Annotated in this window: 11 protein-coding genes and 1 tRNA gene; 3 read left to right on the forward strand and 9 right to left on the reverse strand. The window is 41.3% G+C overall.

Features of this window, described 5'->3' with window-relative positions; translation table 11 throughout:
- Positions 1-4: 4 nt before the first annotated feature.
- Positions 5-1,471, forward strand: coding sequence for a SusD/RagB family nutrient-binding outer membrane lipoprotein (locus tag PBAL39_RS21070; protein ID WP_008245402.1), 1,467 nt, complete (start codon positions 5-7; stop codon positions 1,469-1,471).
- Between the two features lie 93 nt (positions 1,472-1,564).
- Here PBAL39_RS21070 and PBAL39_RS21075 read toward each other — a convergent pair whose 3' ends face one another.
- Entirely contained in the window at positions 1,565-3,994 is a 2,430-nt protein-coding gene (locus PBAL39_RS21075) for a TonB-dependent receptor (protein WP_008245404.1), read from the reverse strand.
- 205 nt (positions 3,995-4,199) lie between these two features.
- On the opposite strand from PBAL39_RS21075, the gene PBAL39_RS21080 reads away from it, so the two are divergent.
- Entirely contained in the window at positions 4,200-4,829 is a 630-nt protein-coding gene (locus PBAL39_RS21080) for an HAD hydrolase-like protein (protein ID WP_039867363.1), read from the forward strand.
- A 53-nt stretch (positions 4,830-4,882) separates the two neighbouring features.
- On the opposite strand, the gene PBAL39_RS21085 is transcribed toward PBAL39_RS21080, so the two are convergent.
- From PBAL39_RS21085 to metG, 4 genes are all read right to left on the reverse strand, one after another.
- Positions 4,883-5,329, reverse strand: a complete 447-nt coding sequence (locus tag PBAL39_RS21085; protein WP_008245408.1) for a methionyl-tRNA synthetase — start codon at positions 5,327-5,329, stop codon at positions 4,883-4,885.
- A gap of 23 nt (positions 5,330-5,352) precedes the next feature.
- Positions 5,353-6,186, reverse strand: coding sequence for a hypothetical protein (locus tag PBAL39_RS21090; RefSeq protein WP_157274148.1), 834 nt, complete (start codon positions 6,184-6,186; stop codon positions 5,353-5,355).
- A gap of 265 nt (positions 6,187-6,451) precedes the next feature.
- Positions 6,452-6,523: transfer RNA gene (locus PBAL39_RS21095), tRNA-Arg, on the reverse strand.
- Between the two features lie 7 nt (positions 6,524-6,530).
- Positions 6,531-8,681 (reverse strand): methionine--tRNA ligase, encoded by a 2,151-nt coding sequence (gene metG, locus PBAL39_RS21100; protein WP_008245418.1) that lies wholly within the window; start codon positions 8,679-8,681, stop codon positions 6,531-6,533.
- Between metG and PBAL39_RS21105 the strand changes: the two genes are divergently transcribed.
- Positions 8,680-9,585, forward strand: coding sequence for an LD-carboxypeptidase (locus PBAL39_RS21105; protein ID WP_008245427.1), 906 nt, complete (start codon positions 8,680-8,682; stop codon positions 9,583-9,585). The two genes, metG and PBAL39_RS21105, sit on opposite strands and share 2 nt — an antisense overlap.
- Positions 9,586-9,761: 176 nt before the next feature.
- Here PBAL39_RS21105 and PBAL39_RS21110 read toward each other — a convergent pair whose 3' ends face one another.
- From PBAL39_RS21110 to PBAL39_RS21125, 4 genes are all read right to left on the reverse strand, one after another.
- Positions 9,762-11,351, reverse strand: a complete 1,590-nt coding sequence (locus PBAL39_RS21110; protein WP_008245429.1) for a RagB/SusD family nutrient uptake outer membrane protein — start codon at positions 11,349-11,351, stop codon at positions 9,762-9,764.
- Positions 11,352-11,370: 19 nt separating this feature from the next.
- A complete protein-coding gene (locus tag PBAL39_RS21115) occupies positions 11,371-14,511 on the reverse strand; it encodes a SusC/RagA family TonB-linked outer membrane protein (RefSeq protein ID WP_008245431.1) in 3,141 nt (1,046 codons plus the stop codon).
- 470 nt (positions 14,512-14,981) lie between these two features.
- Positions 14,982-16,418 carry a SusD/RagB family nutrient-binding outer membrane lipoprotein gene (locus tag PBAL39_RS21120; RefSeq protein WP_008245435.1) on the reverse strand — a complete coding sequence of 479 codons (1,437 nt, stop codon included), beginning with the start codon at positions 16,416-16,418 and terminating at the stop codon, positions 14,982-14,984.
- A 12-nt stretch (positions 16,419-16,430) separates the two neighbouring features.
- Positions 16,431-19,637 (reverse strand): SusC/RagA family TonB-linked outer membrane protein, encoded by a 3,207-nt coding sequence (locus PBAL39_RS21125; protein ID WP_008245436.1) that lies wholly within the window; start codon positions 19,635-19,637, stop codon positions 16,431-16,433.
- Positions 19,638-19,698: the final 61 nt, after the last annotated feature.

The following is a 19,698-nucleotide window of genomic DNA, read 5'->3' on the forward strand; positions in this document are numbered from 1 at the left end:
AATCATGAAAAAGATATATATTGTTCTAATTGCAGCAGTTTTTTTGAGCTCCTGCGCAAAGAACCTCGAAGAATACAACATCGACGACAAGAAAGCGACGGTGGTTCCTGCAGCAACGCTTTTCAGTGCCGCCCAAAAGAGTTTTACGGATGTGCTGACCAGCCCCAGCGTCAACACCAATGTTTTCCGGTTTTACGTCCAGTATTGGACAGCAACAGAATACCTGGATGAGCCCAGGTACAATTTAACCTCAAGAACACTGCCCCAGGCATTTTGGTCTGCGCTTTACAAAGACGTGCTTATGGACCTAAAGGAATCTAAACGTGTGCTGGCCGAAGACAAATTTGTCAGCGAAGAAGTCCGGCAAAATCAAAATGCGCAGATTGAAATCATGGAAGTATTAGCCTGGTCTACATTAGTCAATACATTTGGAAACGTACCTTATACCCAGGCTCTGGACATCAGCAATGTACAACCGAAATACGATGACGCAAAAACCATTTACAGCGATCTGCTGGTGAGACTTGACGCTGCACTTGAACAGCTGAACCCTGCTTTCGACGGTTTTGGATCTGCGGATCTGATTTATGGACAGAAGGCAACGCCAATCGACAACTGGCAGAAATTCGGGAACTCACTGAAGCTTAGATTAGGCTTGATCCTGGCTGATGAAAACCCAAGTGTAGCAAAAACCGCCGTGGAATCTGCAGCACCAAATGTATTTGCATCGGCATCTGACAATGCAGCTTTCGCCTATACTTCCGTACCACCCAACAATAACCCAATTGCGACTGCTGCAAACCCGGATCTAACCAGCAGAACAGACTATATAGGTGCCAAGCCATTTATCGACAAGTTAAACAGCCTTGAAGATCCTCGCAGACCCGGCTTCTTTACCACCATCGGAGGAAACTATGTGGGCGGGTACTATGGCTTCTCCAACTCTTACGCGAATTACTCCACAATGACCAACAGGATTTCTGCGTTGGATTTTGAGGCGCTACTGATGGACTATCCTGAAACCGAATTTGCATTGGCGGAAGCAGCCAGCCGGGGTTTTGTGGTTCCAGGCACCGCGACCTCTCATTACAACAACGCCATAACGGCATCTATTGTATATTGGGGCGGCACTACAGACCAGGCAAACACGTACCTGGCACGACCAGATGTCGCTTTTCCAACCGCCTCCTCTAACTACAAGGAATCTATAGGTGTCCAGAAATGGATTGCCCTGTACAACAGAGGTTACGATAGTTGGGTGGAATGGAAAAGATTGGGCTTTCCAGTACTTACACCCCCAAGCGCAGCAACAGCGCCACCAGGGCAGTCAGCACCATCGGGACTCACCATTCCACTGCGCATCATTTATCCAATTAATGAACAGACATTAAACGGCGCCAATAGGGCTGAGGCTGCATCAGCAATTGGTGGTGATGCAACCACTACAAAGATCTTCTGGGACCTGAACTAGGTACAGCAGCGCTATTGATTATGAGCAAAAAACAAAGAGCGGCCTGGATCAAAATCCAGGCCGCTCTTAACAAAGCACCATGTTCGAATATTATTATTGAAACCTGTAAGTCAAGGTTACCCTTGCATTTCTAGGCATATCATAGATATAAGTATAGTAAGATGATGAAGTTGCAGTTTCTCTGCTACCCAGGTTGGTGTAAGAACCCTGAGTGAGCAACCTGCGGTCCAACAAATTGTTGACTAAGGCAGAGATGGTGATTTTGCCTTTTTCATAAGACGCACCAGCATCAAAACGAACATAAGCAGGCAATTTCATCGGTGAGGCTGTTGAGCCGGCATAACGGTCAAACTGTAATTGGTATCCACCGGTTAAGCCAAAGCCATTCAGGACAGAGTTTGCATTTTTTAAACGGTAAGACAACCAGCCATTTGTAATGTGTTTTACTGAGTTGGGAACATGTCTTCCAATCAATAACGGATTGGCATCTTTCTTCACCCTTGCATCAGTAAAGGCATAATTTAACAATACGTCAAGGCCTTTTACAACCTCACCAGCAATGTCAACCTCAATACCTTTAGACTCAATACCACCTAATTGTATCTGGGCATTTGGATTTATGGCCAGGTGCTCCGGATCAAGATCAGCCGTTAATACATTCTTCTTATTAATTTTGTAGGCTGCAACAGTTGCATTCCATTTGCCATCAAAAAGATCTTTCTTCAATCCAAATTCGATGTTATTCCCACGGATCGGCTTGAATGCCTCACCTGCGTAATTCTGACCTGCCACAGGCAGGAAGCTTTGGTCATACAAACCATATGCAGAGAAATCATTGGTGATAGAATAACTTAAACCAACACGTGGGCTAAACACATTGTCAGAGATCTGCGTTGCATTGGTTTTACCTACGGTTACAGAATGTGTAAAACGGCCTGCAAGTGTTAAACGAAGTTTCTCTTCCAACATGCGGATTTCATCCTGTAGATATACTCCTGTGTAGGTAAGATTAGTAGCATATGTATTTGATCCTGAACGAACCTGAATACTTCTGGAACGATCAAAAATTGGAATGTTCGCCGTTGGAATACCGTATATAGGATTATAGACATTGAAAATTCCTGTAGGGTTGGTAGGCGTGATGGCCAGCCTGATGTCTGAGTTCCCAGGACTAAAGTCTCCCCACGTCTTCAGGTTACCCATATCAACACCACCCATGATCCTATGGATAATAGATCCTGTTTTAGCGTCACCCATGATGCTCATCTGTGCATTTTTGTTGATGGCAAGCTCCTCACTTAAGTTATAATACCTTAACATATCACCGTTCTTGGCAATACTTGAAAGCCACATTGAGCCGCCTTCCAAACCATACTTTACATATGCAACCTGTCCATTGACTTTCCAGTTGTTGTCCAGTCGGTGATTAAAATAAAGGGTAATGTTATGATCCGACAGTTTACTTGGATCCAACGCAGGATCCCCAAGGAAGAAACTTGGTGGAACATCTTTAAATCCGATTGCAGAAAAACTGTAGTTTCCAAGTGCCTGAGCAGTTACATGCTGATGGGTATATTCTGCTGTAATCGTGGTTGCACTATCAATCTGATAACTGATTACAGGGGCAAATATATACCTGTCGTTGAAGTTATATTTGTTAAAACTTCCCTTAGACTGTGCTGCCAGATTCAAGCGATACAATAGACGTCCATCTTTAGAAAGCTTTCCATCAAGGTCAACTGCTGCACGTCCAAGGTTATAGCCACCACCACTCAGACTCACTGAGCTATGGTTTTCACCTGTAGGTTTTTTCGTCACAATGTTATAGATACCACCGGGCTCACCGTTCGCCATCATGAAACCTGAAGGGCCTTTTACAAATTCAATGCGCTCAATAGTGGAAGCATCATCTGCCAAAGGCCCCCATGGCATTTTCATGTTCATTCCATTACGGAACGCAGGAATTGTAGTACCACGAGTGGAGATGTTTGCATATTGTGCATCCCAGTGCCCTGTTCTTGTTGTACCACTGACATTCCTGGTTAATCCATCCACCACATCAAAAACCATCTGATCGGCAAGGACCCGACTGGTTACCACTTTAATGTTCTGAGGAACCTCGATCAATGGCGATTGCAAACGCAGTGATGGTGATACCTTATCTACCTTGAATTTCTTTCTGTTGGTAGAGATTTGTACGTCTGCCAGTTGTGACCTATTCTCATTCAATGAAAAATCAGCAACCAACACTCCTTTACCTATAGTAATTTGCTTTTCTTTTGGATAAAGACCAACCGCAGAAACCACAAGAGTATAAGTTCCATAAGGAACCTTGCGGATGCTGTACTCCCCATCTTCATTGGTCATACCAGCAAAAGTAGTTCCCTTAAATTTTACAGTTACCCCCTCGGCAATCGTTCCGTCCGATGTGGTAATGCGTCCTCTAACGCTCCCTGTCTCCTGAGCTACTGCAGTGGCAGTAGTTATAAATGTTAAAAAAATAAAAAGTAGAAGTCTTTGCATTTGTGTATTTGTATTTGCGTACTATTTAGATTAATTATACTTAAATCGGGCGCAAAGTAACTGAAATCAATCATAGAAAACAAGAGTTATTAATAATGAGTATAAATAATATTGCACTTGGTGGATTTTGACTTTCTTTCAACGGGTCATAACGTTATCTTTGAAGAAAGGGGCATTAGCGACCCAATCCATCAAAACAGCATTCATGAATCCACAAAAAAAGATTACCACACTTTTTACCGACATTGGCGGTGTTTTACTGACAAATGGTTGGGACAGACAGGCGAGAGCTGAAGCTGCACAACGGTTCAATCTAGAACTGCCGGAAGTAGAAGAAAGACACCACCTGACCTTCGACACTTATGAAGTCGGCAAGATCACACTAGATGAATATTTGGACAGGCTGGTCTTCTACGAAGAGCGCAATTTCTCCAGGGAAGACTTCAAAGATTTTATGGTCAGCAAATCCCTGCCTTATCACGACATGATCAAACTAATCTGCGACCTGAAGAAAAAATACAACCTGAAAGTAGCCGTCATCAGCAATGAAGGTCGGGAACTCAATCAATACAGGATCAATACATTCCGGTTAAATGAGTTTATTGATTTCTTTATATCCTCCAGTTTTGTGCACTTCCGGAAGCCGGATGCAGACATTTTTAAAGTGGCCATAGACATATCGCAAAGCGATGTTGAGACAAGCATTTATATTGACGACCGCATGTTATTCGTCCAGATTGCTGAAGGATTGGGCCTCACCGGTATCTGTCATACCGATTATGAAGATACAAAAAAGAAACTGGCCGGTTTTGGGCTTATTGCAGATGAACAATGATAAATAGGGCCAAGGTTCTAATTAGCGCCCAGCCCTATTCCAACACATTTAACTCAGCACAATTGCATCCGCCATCTGAATTTGTTGCAGGAAACTGGATCGTGAGAGATGACAATCAGAGTACCAACATATTCATTAATCGCTGAAATTAGTATATCGACATTTTCCTCCGGGTCCGTCTCCGCGAGAATGAGTTTCATTAAAGTTGTTTTTTCTGTACCGTCGACACCCGTAATAGAAGGTCGCTGACCGCTGATGATTTGAAAATCTAAATTCCTTTTCCATAGGAGAAGGCTGACATAGCCAAGGATATGCCAGCCTGTTTCTGTTTTCTCTTGCCCTTTGCGTTGAGCTTCTTTTTGTCGCTCAAGGATGTCACCGTCCCTTTCTCTCGCTATTATCAGCGCCTTCTCCCCGTCTTTTAACTCTAGGATCACCCCCGCCCTTTCCGACACTTCTGCATCGAGTAAAAGCTTATTCCTTCCATAAGTGATCAGCATGCCTGCGCAAGACGAAATTAGTTCTACCAGTACGTGATGGTCCTTTCTACCACCTGCGTCAACTCACGCCTTTTCTTCCCATTTGGCTTGGTAGTAACCTTAAACATGGACTTTTTGATAAAATTATTTTTCTCATCATAAATATAATCATACTCATTCAGCACAGTCCCACTTTTTGCCTGCCGTTGGCTCCAGATTAGATCTCCGCGCTCATTATATCGAAGATTAGGGCTGTTCACTCTTACATTGGGGCTCAGGCTAAAAAATGCGGTATCAGTGAAGGTAATACTACCTTCATTATCTAATACACTGAGCGCCACTTTATTTTGGTCTAGGAAGTAGATCGCTTTTTCTGATCCGACAAATACCCCAACAGGCTCAAATAAAAATGATTCTTCAGGCAGCCCCATAGCATTCATTGTCGTATGCGTTTCGGAAACAACGACACTATCTCGATTTAACTCCTGATACTTTACCGGATATTTTCCGTCTTGATAGGTATAATAAAAAAGTACTCTACGGGTAGGTTTATCTGTATTCTTATCAAGAATATAACGCTCTAAAAGGAGTCGTTTTAATGTATCATACTTAAAATACTCAATCTTTGAAACCGTACCATTGTCATTTAGAGAGGATTTGTAAACAGGTAAACTGCGCTCGTCAAATTGCATCAACTCGACCTTATTTCCAACCTCTCCATTCGTTCTATAAGAAACCGAGACTGTTTTCATCGTTTTAGGTCTACCCATTATCGAACTCCAATCATCTTTGAAAAAGATATGGTTTCTTAAACTCTGGCTGTAGGCACAAGCTGTAATCAGAACACCAAGCAGTAGTAGCGTAAGCTTTTTTGTCATAAAGAGCATTTTAAAGAGGGGGTTTAATTTCCTAAATATACGATAAGAATTTAAACTCACTAAAGTTTAAAGGTGTGTCTAAAGCAGTTACTATCTATCCAATTCTAAAAAATTGGATCCCTAACTCCTCGGTGGAGTTTGCCATTAGGGCTAGTATGATTTAATTTCACAAGTTACAATTATTACACAGGAAAGCCTTTAGATTTTGATCTAAAGGCTTTCCAAATAATCTTCTCATTTTATTCCTATGCTGGAAAAAATTTTGTGGTCTCGACGGGAATCGAACCCATATCTAAAGTTTAGGAAACTTCTATTCTATCCGTTGAACTACGAAACCAATAAACTTACCTGATTACGCTTCCATTGCCATGGTTTTGTACAGGAGCTACAAAAGTAAGTTTTCCTTCTGAATTTTCAGACATTAAAATCATTCCTTGTGATAAAATTCCTTTAATTTCTCTAGGAGCAAGGTTGACAATTAAACTAACCTGCTGTCCTATAATCTCTTCTGGTTTATAAAATTCCGCAATTCCTGATACCACAGTACGTTGATCCAAGCCGGTATCCAGTGTCAGTTTGAGTAGTTTTTTCGTTTTCTCTACTTTCTCGGCAGCAATGATGGTTGCTACACGAATGTCTATTGCCCCGAATTGTTCAAACTGAATATTGTCTTTAGAGGGCGTAAGTACGGCATTGTTGATTACATTGGCTGCCTTACTCTGGTTCAGCTTATCAATTTGCGCTTGTACAGTTTCATCTTCGATTTTTTCGAACAAAAGCTGAGGCTCATTCAGCTGGTGACCACGGCACAACAAGTCCATCTTACCAGCGCTTTCCCACTGGTGACCACCATAGTTGAGCATCTTCATCAGCTTATCCGCAGTAAATGGCAGGAATGGCTCAATCAGGATCTCCAGGTTAGCTGCGATTTGTAGACTAATGTTAAGAATGGTCCTTACCCTATCCTCATCTGTCTTAATCACTTTCCATGGCTCCATGTCTGCCAGGTATTTGTTACCCAGACGTGCAACATTCATCACCTCCATTAAAGCCTCTCTAAAGCGATAATTTTCAATAGATGCACTAATCCGTGCCGGATATTCGGCAAGCTCATCAATGACCTGCTGATCCTCTGGCTTGACCTCCATCAGCATAGGCACCTTACCGCCAAAGTATTTGTGCGTCAATACTACAACCCTATTGATAAAGTTACCTAGTATCGCTACCAGTTCATTGTTATTCCTTGCCTGAAAATCTTTCCACGTAAAATCATTGTCCTTCGTTTCCGGAGCAGTTGCAGTCAACACGTAACGCAGTACATCCTGCTGGCCTTTAAATTCAGTCAGATATTCATTTAACCAGACCGCCCAATTTTTGGATGTCGAAATTTTCTGACCTTCCAGGTTGAGGAATTCATTGGCAGGCACATTGTCTGCTAATGTATAATCTCCATGGGCCATCAACATGGCAGGAAAGATCACGCAATGAAAGACGATATTATCCTTGCCGATGAAATGAACCAACTTGGTGTTTTCGTCTTTCCAATAATCTTCCCAGTTTCCTTTCGTCAGGGTATTTTTGTTGATGTAATACTCTTCTGATTTAGGATTCCATACATCCAGGCGTGCATATTCAAAAAGTTCTTTTGTTGCCGAAATGTAGCCAATCGGTGCATCAAACCAAACATAAAGCACCTTGCCCTCTGCGTCCTTGACAGGAACACGAACGCCCCAGTCTAGATCCCTTGTCATCGCACGTGGCTGCAGACCGGCATTTAACCAGGACTGGCACTGACCATATACATTCGGTCTCCATTCTTTATGCCCCTCAATATAAGTTCTCAGTTGATCTTCATATTTATCCAAAGGAAGAAACCAGTTCTTGGTCTCCTTTCTCACCGGTTTTTCTCCAGACAAGGTCGATTTTGGATTGATCAGATCCGTTGCATTTAATGTACTGCCGCAATTTTCGCACTGATCCCCGTAAGCGTTTTCGTTTCCACACTTTGGACAAGTTCCAGTAATGTAGCGGTCTGCTAAAAAGGTTTGTGCCTTCTCATCATAATACTGTTCTGTAACCTCTTCGGTGAACACCCCTTTTTCGTAAAGATTCTCAAAAAAGTCAGAAGCAGTCTGGTGGTGCATCAGGGAAGATGTACGATGGTAAATATCAAATGAAACACCGAATTCCTTAAAAGAATCTCCAATGATTTCATGGTATTTATCAACGATTTCCTGAGGAGTAACACCCTCTTTTTTAGCTTTCAATGTAATTGGAACTCCATTTTCGTCGGATCCGCAAATGAACTTCACATCTCTTTTATTGGAGCGCAGATACCTTACATAAGTGTCAGCGGGCAAGTATACTCCCGCCAAGTGACCAATATGCACTGGTCCATTGGTATACGGCAAAGCAGCCGTCACGGTATATCGTTTTATTTTACTATTATCCAAGACTATTTTTATTATTTTGTCAAAGATAAGTGTTTTACCCATGATTAAACAGCCAGCATATTTAAAAAAAGGAGACAAAATTGCAATCGTTTGTCCGGCCAAAAAATTACCTAAGCGAATTGACAGTGCAATCGCTATTCTTCAACAATGGGGTTTGGAGGTTTTAATCGGCGATACCGTTTATGCAGCGCACCATCAGTTTGCCGGCAGCGACGAATTAAGGGCCGCTGATCTTCAGACATTTCTAGATGACCCTGACATCAAAGCCATCATCGCAGGGCGGGGCGGATATGGCACCATAAGAATCATTGACGAACTTGATTTCAGCAAGTTCAGATTGTCACCGAAATGGCTGGTCGGATTTAGTGACATCACGGTATTGCTCGCTCACCTGATGGCTGCAGAAAATACGCAAAGCATTCATGGTCAAATGCCATATACCTTTGATGACGCCACGCCTGAATCGTTGGAATCGCTAAGAAAGGCACTATTTGGAGAGGCAATTCAATATGAATATCCTAACCAGGACTCCTATCCAAACAGGCCTGGAGAAGCTGAGGGCGTTCTGATCGGGGGCAACCTGACTCTTCTTGTAATGCTTCAGGGATCTTCGTCAGAAATGGATTACACGGATAAAATCCTTTTTCTGGAAGATGTCGGAGAATACGAGTATAGTATAGACAGGATGATGCGCATGCTTCATCGAAGTGGTAAACTTGAAAAACTAAAAGGCCTCATTGTAGGGGCCTTTAATGAAACAAAACCAGAAAGCATTCCCTTTGGAGCAAGTGTAGAACAGGTAATCTGGGATCTGGTAAAGGAATACAACTATCCGGTTTGTTTCAATTTTCCGGTTGGCCATATTGAAGATAACAGAACCATGATCCTTGGAAGCAGAGTTGAGCTTTCAAATACAGCGAATAGAACATACCTGCGCTTTATTTAAGTATATGCCGACCATTAAAATATTAAAGCTCATCAAGACTCATAAACATCGGCGCCAATGAGACTCAGCTTGAGCATGTAAGGATCATTTCCAACTTTATATCAAACAGCAAAATAGAAGTTTAAATAAAAAAGGCGACCTACAGGTCGCCTTTTTTTGGCAAATCACTCTAACTACTAGTTGCCCACAACTGGTACTGAAACATTGCTATTTGAGTTGAAATCAAGCTCATTTTTAGGAACATCCCAATATGACAGATAGTTATATTCAATTTTTGCATTATTGTCAATTACTCCGTTAGGACCTACAACTACTGCTCCTGTACGGCCAGCGCCAGCATCGAGGATACCCCATCTACGTGCATCGTAGAAAGAAACGTTCTTATTAATCAAAGCGATTCTTCTTTCTCTTCTCAGCTCTTCGTAAGCTTGGGTAGCATTTAGTCCTGTACCAGCAACAGCGGCTAAAGCTGCATTCTGAAATGCTCTCACTCTATCAATTGATTGTAATCCCGGTTCAATTAAGCCTAATCTGATGTTTGCTTCCGCAAGCATAAGCTCATTTTCTTCATAAGAACAAGCAATTGGAATAACAGCAAGTCCTGCGACTGTTGAGGCATAATCACCACCGTTTTCAATTGCCTTAAACTGATACCTTGTACCATACTGGAATCCTCTACCAGATCTGTTCACCACAGTACCACCAGATACAGGAATAATATTTCTTGTATATCTGGCATCTCCTGGTTTAAAATCCTGAACCAATCTTTCCGAAACGTACTCCCAACCACTGATCAATAGTCTCGCAGGAGCCCACGCAGTCAAACTTACAAGGTCATTCGCATCAGCAGACCTAGTAGTGAAGGTCGCATCAGTTTGTTGAAGACCAGCAGTAGCAAAAGTTTTTACAGCAGTCCAATCTGCTGAAGTCATCTCAGTCAATCTTTTGTTAACCAGAATATTTCTTGCTTTGTAAGTATTTAAATTCCTGATCCAAGCTTCAGGAGTTATGGTTGTTTCACCACCACCATATTCGGTTACAAAATCAGGGATGAAACTTGCAAGAAATGATTTGTAAGATGCATCATAAGCTACTCCTTGCAATTGCGCTGCTGCAAGATCAAAGTTTCTGTTCGCCTCAGTAATCAATTCAGTATTTAAAACGAAATTACCAGTTGTTTTTCCAGAAACATCATTGATGACACCAGATACATACATTGAACCTAATCTCGAATACGCAAATCCTTTCCACCAATACGCCCAGGCAGCAACTACTTTCTTCTTCATTTCTGTATCCGAACCAAAAGCAAGATCTGGAGACTGAAGTGCCTCAAGCAGGATGTTTGATTGATTGTTAATTGCGTAACAAACCTCCCATTCATTACTGAAGGCATTATCGTCAGTAAAAGAACGGTCATTTCTGGCTCTCAATTCTGTTGGTTGTGAGCCCCCCTGTGGAGGTGTCAGCACCGTGCCATTAGACAAAGTAATCTTCGATGTTTGATTTGCCCATCTCCATGAAAAGTTACCCGCAGAGATAAAATAGCTATCACCCATGATATCATGATAACCCAGGACCAACCAAAAATAGTCAAGTCCGAATTTACTGTATACACCAAGCGCTGCGCGTTGAATTCCTTCTTCAGTTTCCAAAGCTGGAAGCCCCGGAGCGTTCGGATTCTCCAAATCCAAGATATCCTTTTTGCACGATCCAATTGTCAACAGTATCAAAAGAAATACCGGTAACATATATTTTATTTTTTTCATAATTCTTTCTTTTAACTAATTAAAACCCTAATGACAAAGCAACTTGGAATGATCTAAAGTTTGGAAATGCATACAAATCCAATCCTCTTCTTTTAGGATCATTCAGATTCGCCGCTGCTTCAGGATCGAAACCTGTGTAATCTGTGATGGTGAATAAATTCCTACCTGAAACAGAGAGTGTCGCATTTTTCAAAAAGTTTTTCTTGATCAACGAATTGAAATTATAACTAACTGTAACGTCTCTTAGCCTTACAAATGAACCATCTTCCACAAAATAACCGTTGGTTGTGTTTGTATTGTATAAAGAAGTGTAATAATTTATAAACGCGCCTGTTTCATTCCCTACAGTAACAGCTTTGTCAACATCTTCATGAATCAAATCACGATATAACCATTGTTTAGTTTGGTTATAGATCTTATTTCCCTGAGTCCAATCCAACTGGAACGATACGGAAAGGTTCTTATGAATCGTGAATGCGTTGGTAAAAGACACATTGAATTTAGGATTTGGATCTCCAATAGGCACTTGGTTGCTGGTAAATTGAACCTGCTTAGTAGCCTGATTAACAACCATCCCATTAACTATCACAAAGTTCCCCACATTCGCTTCAGGAATATATCTCGCTCCGGAAGGGTCCAATTGATCTACACTGGTTAATGGCGCTTTGCCGAAAAATGCACCAACAGATTCCCCTTCTCTAAGAACAAATTGGCCCGATCCACCTGATCCAATAGAAACATCTTTACCACCAGAAATTCTATCAATTATAGATTTGCTAGCACCAAATCTGGTACCAAATTGCCAGCTGAAGTTATCGCTTGTGTAAACGTCCGCGTCAATTGAAAACTGAAATCCATTTGAACGAAGATCCAACAAATTGTCTTTAATACTTGAAGATCCTGAAGATGGTGCCACATCGAGTACCTCAATCACATCGGTACTTTTTCTATCCCAGTATGTTGCATTCAATTTCAATCTTTCGAACCATTGGTTCTTTCCAAGCATTAAACCTGCATCAATACCAACCTCTGCTTCTCGCGAACGTTGAACTCTCAAATCAGCATTTCGGCTCTCTGCCCTTGGGCTTAAATAGCTTCCGTTACCAATGTTGCCGTTTTCCAGGGTTACACGCCTGTCATATGTATTCGGTTGAACCCCGGCTTCACCATACGCTCCCCTCAGTTTTAACTCGTATAGTTTAGGACTCTTGATTAAATCATCAAATCTAACATAAGCATCTCCACGAGGAAACACAAAAGCTTTGCTACCTGCACCGAACTCAGATGAATAATCGACTCTGACACCTCCAGAAAATCCAAATAATGATCCGTAATCCACACGTTGGTTAATCAGATAACCATAAGTTATGAATTCCTCATCAGTAGTTTCAAAGGTTTTGCTGTTAGCCTGACCAATTGTAAACGGCGGATAAGATGGGAAACCCGTGCCCTCCATAAGAGTATTTTGGTACTTTCTATGACGGTAGTCATAAGACAATTGCGTTGAGGTACTGATTGGTAAAGACGAATTAAAATCTTCCTCGAAATTAGTTTTAAAATACACTGACAGTAATGAGTTCTGCAATGTTTCTTTATCTCTGTCAAAAGTGATTCGACCATTATATGGATCTAATCCAATTTGTGATGTTCCATACAAATTGTTTTTCAGTTGATATAAGATATCATCCTGGAAATCATTACGATAATTATCTATACCGTATTTGTAATTAATTTCCACAAACTTTGGAAATTTATAATTCAAATCTATACCCTGAACAATACGTACATTTTTTGATGTATTATCCCTAAACTGATAAGTATAAAAAGGATTTACCGAATTATCTCCTTCCGGATTTGACACATAATTCCCTAAATCATCACGAAAAGTCAGATCCCAGTACGATCTCGAAGTCAAACCACTTGCAAGCGCGCTATAAACGTTATTCGCACCAGTAATACCACCGGTAGAATTATCCGAATAAATTAATTGTGTAGTAGAACGCAATGTCAGATTCTTTGCCAATTCTGCACCCACGTTTAAGCTCAAATTGGTTCTGGTTAAATCTCCATTAAGAATACTTTTCTGTTTGATGTTTGAGGCATTAATAGCATAATCAAATTTTTCCGCACCGCCTGACACATTCACTGTATTGTTAAATGTTGGAACATTTGATTTGAATAATTGATCAATGTGATCGAAAGTCGTTTCTTTATAAGGTTTATCATTAGTAAGCGTTCCTGACAAGGCTGGAGCCTGAGGTGCGCCCCAGAAACCTTGAGCATCTCTGGAAATTCTTACTCCATCTCCATCAACAATATAACCTTCGGCATCAGTTTCGAAATAGTGGTTTTTTGCAATTCCAAACTTGCCTTTTAACATGTTATCAATGTTTACCCTGGAATTCACAGTGATTCTTGTTTCACCATTCCTAAGTCCCTTTTTTGTAAAAATCTGGATAACACCGTTGGCACCCTGTGCACCATATAGGGTCGCGGCAGCCGAACCCTGAATAACTTCCACCCGATCCACATTCGATAGATCTAAATCAGCTAACCTTGATGAAAAGTTAGAAGACGATCCATTCACACTATTTCCAGCATTTACCTGTACTCCATCAACCAAAATCATTGGCTGAGTAGTTTGCATGGTGTTAATACCCCTAAGCATGATAGCAGCCTGTTGTCCTGGCTGACCTGAAGACGAAGAAATCTGCGCACCAGCAACTTTACCGATTAACGCCTTATCTATTGAAGCTGAAGGAACAGCTAACATCTCTTTAGCAGAAACCGTCTCAATTGCAATCGCTGTTTTCCTCTTGTCTGTAGCCACACCCACACCGGTTACCACCACCTCTGTCAGTGACTTTGCGTCTACTGCAAGTAATACATTCACCACGCTGCCAGAAATCGATTTGTTTTGAGAGACATAACCCAGATAACTGAACTCAAGTGTATTTGCTGATGAAGGGACTCTAAGGGTATACTTACCATCTCCTCCTGTTTGGGTGCCTCCTTTGGCCCCTGCGATCCTTACTGTTACGCCTGGTAGTGGTTTACCATCTTCCTGATCCGTAACTGTACCAGTAATTGTCCTTTCTTGTGCCATTGCCGCGCCTGCGACAAACAGTAGAATGAACAAACTTTGTAAAAGTTTTTTCATAAAAAATAAAATTTAGGTTAGTTAATAATATTTGAATATAGCGATAAATGATATGCATGCATCTAATTGTTATAACCGGCACATCATATATGACAATACAATGACAATTTATCTACAATAAAAGACCTCTGGATTTGCTCGCATAACAGAATATAATTTCGAATAAACAGACAAAATCAAATATTAATTCCAAAATCAATCTTAAAAATAAAGCCCAACAAATTTTTAACGTTTTTTAACAGTTTAAGGCTGTAACAAAATAAACTATAGACTTAGTAGAAGTTTTAACTAAAAAAAGAGGGATAGTCCTCTAAAGAACTATTCTTTCAGGGAATAACTCCAAGACCTAAAGAATCCCTTAACTCCCTCTTAACAGATAAAATTTGAAATGTACCAATTACGAATATCAGGACAAAAAAAGGGCTGATCAATTTTAGTGACCAGCCCTTTGTTGAAATATTTAAAATATACTACCTGGTCCCACCAGCCCACCATACATTCTCTGTGGCAACATACTGACCGTCGCCATATGCAGCTTTCACATTATTGTTGGTGGTCACATCACTGCTTCCATAAGTAAAGCGTAATGGGAACTTACCTGGGTTTGTCAATGTAATCACATTATTGTTCATTGCTTTCAATCTGCGATAATCATTATATGCCTCAATAGATTCATCTTCAAAACACGCAAAATACTTTTGGTTCATGATTTCCTGTAAAGGATTTGCATCAAACAAGGCTTTTACATTGCTATTGTAGTAAGTGGTCCCTGCAGCTTCAGTTAATCCCACTTTTACAAATGCAGCATTGATAGCCAATTTTAAGGCCGCCTCTGCTGAAGCAACATTGTTCAACCTCGCATAAGCTTCAGCTTTTAGAAACTGTAGTTCATGGTAACTAAGAATATGAACCGGAGCTGCAATATTTAACAAACCGGAAATGCCATATTTTTGCTGAACCTGTTCCGTGCCGCCATTTTGAGCAAACAGCACCTCTGTTTGCCCCGCATTGGGAACGAAGAACCTTGCATCACGCGGGTCATTTCTGGAAACCAGTTTATTATGCAAACTCTGACTTGCACCAAAGTATTTTCTGTCCTGTTGAAACAAGAAGAAAGGATTTTTAGTAGAACCGCCATTGAATTTGTAGGCCGCTTGTTCAGCAGCAGTAGTAAACGATTGATTTACATCATCGATCACCTCCTGATATTTTGCTGATCTGAACGACAAGCGCATTTTGTATCTGGCCTTAAGACCATAAGCCATCTTAATCCATGACTCACTATCGCCGTTAAACAGAAAATCTTTTGATCCTAACGACTCAAAATCGGTTGGCTTTTCAAGGTTCACGATGGCATCATCGAGAAACTTCATCACGTCTGCATAAATCGCTTCCTGTTTATCTATTTTGGGTTGATAGATCACACCCGGCTGCCCGGTTTCTGTCCATGGCACATCCCCCATTAAGTCTGTTAGCATCGCAAGGTTATAAGCACTGAGTACCTGTGCAACACCAAGCGCCTGAAAATTACCGTCTTCAGGACCACCTTCAGAACATTTCTGAATCACCGTCTTCAGGTTCCAGAGGTTATTATAACCTGCTGCCCATGAGTTGTTATAAGTAGATGACAAAAAAGGCTCACCATTCCTGGTTTCTGCATTGAACATCTGCCCGAAGACACCTACATGATGTTCCATATATACATCTGCATAGAAAGCATAGTCGCTCCCAGTAATGTTGAATGCAGTCGAAGTAATTACCTGCGGAAGTATAAACCTGGCTGTTGCGTTGGTCAGGTTATTTCTGTCCTGATTGATGTCATCCATCAAATCCTCAGAACAAGAGGTAAAAACAGTGGCTACCATAGCAACTGCCAAACCCGTTTTTAATATATTGTTTAATTTCATGATTTGCTGATGTTAGAATGTAAGGTTTAAGCCAAGACCGAATGTAGATGTCTGAGGAACAGAAAAACGCTCAAAAGCACCACCCATGTTTGTATTTCCCTGAGAAGACTCCGGATCGAAGTTCGGAAGTTCAGACCAGATCAGGATGTTACGTGCAAACGCACTCACATTAAGACTAAGCTTATTAAATTCGGGCAATTTGTAGCTTACAGACAACTCTCTCATTTTAACAAATGATGACTTATAAATGAAAGCTTCATCAATATTACCCAAAACCTGAGAATATAGGTTGTAATATGCATTAGGATCAGAAGAACCACCTCTCACGATATCATTTGGAGAACCATCGGCTTTAACACCGGGATAAACAAAAGGTGTAGAACGGTCCTCTGTAACTTTACTCACACCGTAAGTATTGATCAGACCATTACTTCCTGAATAGATAGAACCTCCGCTTTTCCACTCAAAAGTGGTATTCAAGGTAATTCTCTTGTAACGGAAGGTAGCATTACTACCCAACAGGAAATCAGGAGCAACACTTCCGATTACATCAGGGCCACCGGTAAGAGGCGTACCATAATAAGGGTTTCTAGTAGTTCCATCTGAAAGGAACTGATCTTCGTCAACAAGAATACCACCATTCTCATGTCTCAGGAATGTTCCACCGTAAATTACAGGGAATGTGCTACCTATACCGGCACGCACCTGAGGAGTTACAAATCCACCAAGGAAGATGCTTTCCACGCCTGGTGCCAACTCATCAACCACATTCCTGATTCTAGTGAAGTTGAAACCTACTGATAGGCTCATGTCTTTCTTTTGAATAGGATTAACATTTAAGGCAATTTCGTGTGCATTCGTGTGTATTTTACCGCCGTTCATAATCAACTCATCGGCACCGGTTGAACCAGCAAGAGGAACAGGGAAAATCTGATTTTTTACATCTTGTCTTGAGAAAGTATAGTCAATGCCGATCAAGTTATTGAAAAAGCGACCTTCAATACCCACCTCTTTGGAAATGGTATTCTGAGGTTTTAAGTTTGGATCATACAGAGTACTGTATGGTGTGTAAGCCACATCTCCGTCTATAGGAAACACAACACCTGGGTTGGTGAAGAAACCACCACCATATACAGGCTCAGCATAATAGTTCGGCAAATAATTACCTGCCTGACCAACTTCCGCGTAAGAAGCCCGCACTTTTAAAAAGTTAACAGTTTCGCTTTCTTTCAATCCTCCAAGCTCTGTAAGCACGAAGCCCAATGAAGCTGATGGATAAAAGAACGAACGGTTATCTCTAGGCATGTTGGATACCACGTCATTTCTTCCGGTCAAAGTCAGGTACAGCATGTTCCTGAATGAAAGGTCAATGTTCGTAAATAGACCGACTGTTCTATATTGATATCTTGCTTCTGTAGCATTTCTGCTTGTTGCGTTATCAATATGTTTCCAGCCGCCAAAGTTGAAATCGTAACCGGTTTCATCATACGTTTTATTGTTCTCATGATTGATCTCATTACCGATCAATGCATTTAACGTAAAATCATCAGAAAGTTTAACACCATACGTAGCGGTCAAAAGGGAGTTATAAACTGCCGATGTGTTGCCATAGTTGTTGATACTTCCTGCAGTATTACCACTTCCGTATTCAAAAATATCACGATAATTAGAAGAATAAGAATCCACTCCTAACTGATATTTCACATTGAATTTAGAGTCTCTTCCCCAGTTTACATCAGGATTGAAGTTTACATAACCATTACCGAAGAAACGGTTGGTGCGTTCGTTAAAAACATTGTTCTCCATAGCCCAATAAGGGTTGTTAAAGTTCGATGCACGATAGTTGATCTGAGTATAAGGATCTGAAGGCGTGCTGAAAGGAATGCCTTTGCTATCGTAATGCGCAGGTGCACCATATACAGTGGCAAGCAAACCGTCATTAGCGGAAGGCGCTTTATCAATGTCCGACTGAACATAGTTTCCAGAAAAACCGACCTTCCAGGACTTGCTTAAGTTACTCTCCGCAGAAATCTTTGCATTATATCTTTCCAGGCCAGTAGAAGAGATAATACCTTTCTGATTGGTATTTCCTAAGCCTATGGAAAAGCTGCCGTTGTCGGTAGCCTGACTCACATTCAGTGAATTATTAAATGTAGTACCCAACTCAAAAAAGTCACCGACATTGTCATAAATCTGAGGGGTAACCCATGGATCTAACCCAGCATCTGCACGTTGCTGTACATAGTATTTACCAGGGCGTAACGTTCCACCATTTAATGCATTTGCAACATTCCCACCTACTGTAGGGTTGTTGGGCAAATCATCGATTCTTGGTCCCCATGACATCGAAGTAGGAGTGGCAAAATTACCATTCGTACCCTGGGCCCATGTAGTCTGAAGCTCCGGTTTACGTGACAGCTTATCCAGCGCAAAGTTGGAAGAGAAAGAGATCACAGGCTTTCCTTTTGCCAGTCCTTTTCCACTTTTAGTTGTAATCACAATTACACCGTTTGAAGCACGGATACCATACAACGCAGACGCAGCCTGTCCCTTCAATACAGTCATAGACTCAATATCATTCGGGTTCAAATCTACGGCACGATTAGCGATATCCGTACCGGTTACACTGTTTCCTGTAGAAAAGTTCGATGTTGATGCGATAGGCTGGCCATCGATTACATACAGCGGACTATTGTTTCCCGTAAATGACCTTGCGCCACGAATGGTAATGTTTGCTGATGCACCAGGCATACCACTCGAAGGTTTGATCTCCACACCCGAAAGCTTACCTTGTAAAGCACCCGCTAAACTTGGGTTTGATGCCTTTGTCAGATCATCTGCCTGTAACGTCTGAACGTTGTAGCCAAGCGCCTTTTTTTCCCTGGAAACACCCATACCAGTAACCACAACTTCACTCAACTGTTTGGAATCTGCAACCAATGCAACATTCACTACATTAGAAGCCGCTGAAACTGTTTGGGTTAGATAACCGAGATAGGAAAATTCTAACTCAGTAACACTTGAATTTGCCTTCAAAGAGAATTTTCCGTCGGATGACGTTTGCGTGCCTCCCTGGACACCTTTCATTCTGACAGTTACTCCGGGAAGCGGCTGACCATCCCCTTTGTCCGTAACTGTACCAGTAATTGTCCTTTCCTGCGCCATTGCAGAACCTGCAAACAACACAAGTATGAACAAACTTTGTAGAAGTTTTTTCATAAAAATTTCAAAAATTTAGATTAGTTAATGTGGCAAATATATGCCTTTTGAGGTCTAAGCC

The sequence above is a fragment of the Pedobacter sp. BAL39 genome (assembly GCF_000170795.1).
Lineage (GTDB): Bacteria > Bacteroidota > Bacteroidia > Sphingobacteriales > Sphingobacteriaceae > Pedobacter.

Excerpts from the sequence above, each read along its gene's own strand:
- PBAL39_RS21090 (WP_157274148.1), bottom strand. The coding sequence starts at position 6,186 with ATGACAAAAAAGCTTACGCTACTACTGCTTGGTGTTCTGATTACAGCT.
- PBAL39_RS21115 (WP_008245431.1), bottom strand. The coding sequence starts at position 14,511 with ATGAAAAAACTTTTACAAAGTTTGTTCATTCTACTGTTTGTCGCAGGC.
- PBAL39_RS21125 (WP_008245436.1), bottom strand. The coding sequence starts at position 19,637 with ATGAAAAAACTTCTACAAAGTTTGTTCATACTTGTGTTGTTTGCAGGT.
- PBAL39_RS21080 (WP_039867363.1), top strand. The coding sequence starts at position 4,200 with ATGAATCCACAAAAAAAGATTACCACACTTTTTACCGACATTGGCGGT.
- PBAL39_RS21070 (WP_008245402.1), top strand. The coding sequence starts at position 5 with ATGAAAAAGATATATATTGTTCTAATTGCAGCAGTTTTTTTGAGCTCC.
- PBAL39_RS21075 (WP_008245404.1), bottom strand. The coding sequence starts at position 3,994 with ATGCAAAGACTTCTACTTTTTATTTTTTTAACATTTATAACTACTGCC.
- PBAL39_RS21085 (WP_008245408.1), bottom strand. The coding sequence starts at position 5,329 with ATGCTGATCACTTATGGAAGGAATAAGCTTTTACTCGATGCAGAAGTG.
- PBAL39_RS21105 (WP_008245427.1), top strand. The coding sequence starts at position 8,680 with ATGATTAAACAGCCAGCATATTTAAAAAAAGGAGACAAAATTGCAATC.
- PBAL39_RS21110 (WP_008245429.1), bottom strand. The coding sequence starts at position 11,351 with ATGAAAAAAATAAAATATATGTTACCGGTATTTCTTTTGATACTGTTG.
- PBAL39_RS21120 (WP_008245435.1), bottom strand. The coding sequence starts at position 16,418 with ATGAAATTAAACAATATATTAAAAACGGGTTTGGCAGTTGCTATGGTA.
- metG (WP_008245418.1), bottom strand. The coding sequence starts at position 8,681 with ATGGGTAAAACACTTATCTTTGACAAAATAATAAAAATAGTCTTGGAT.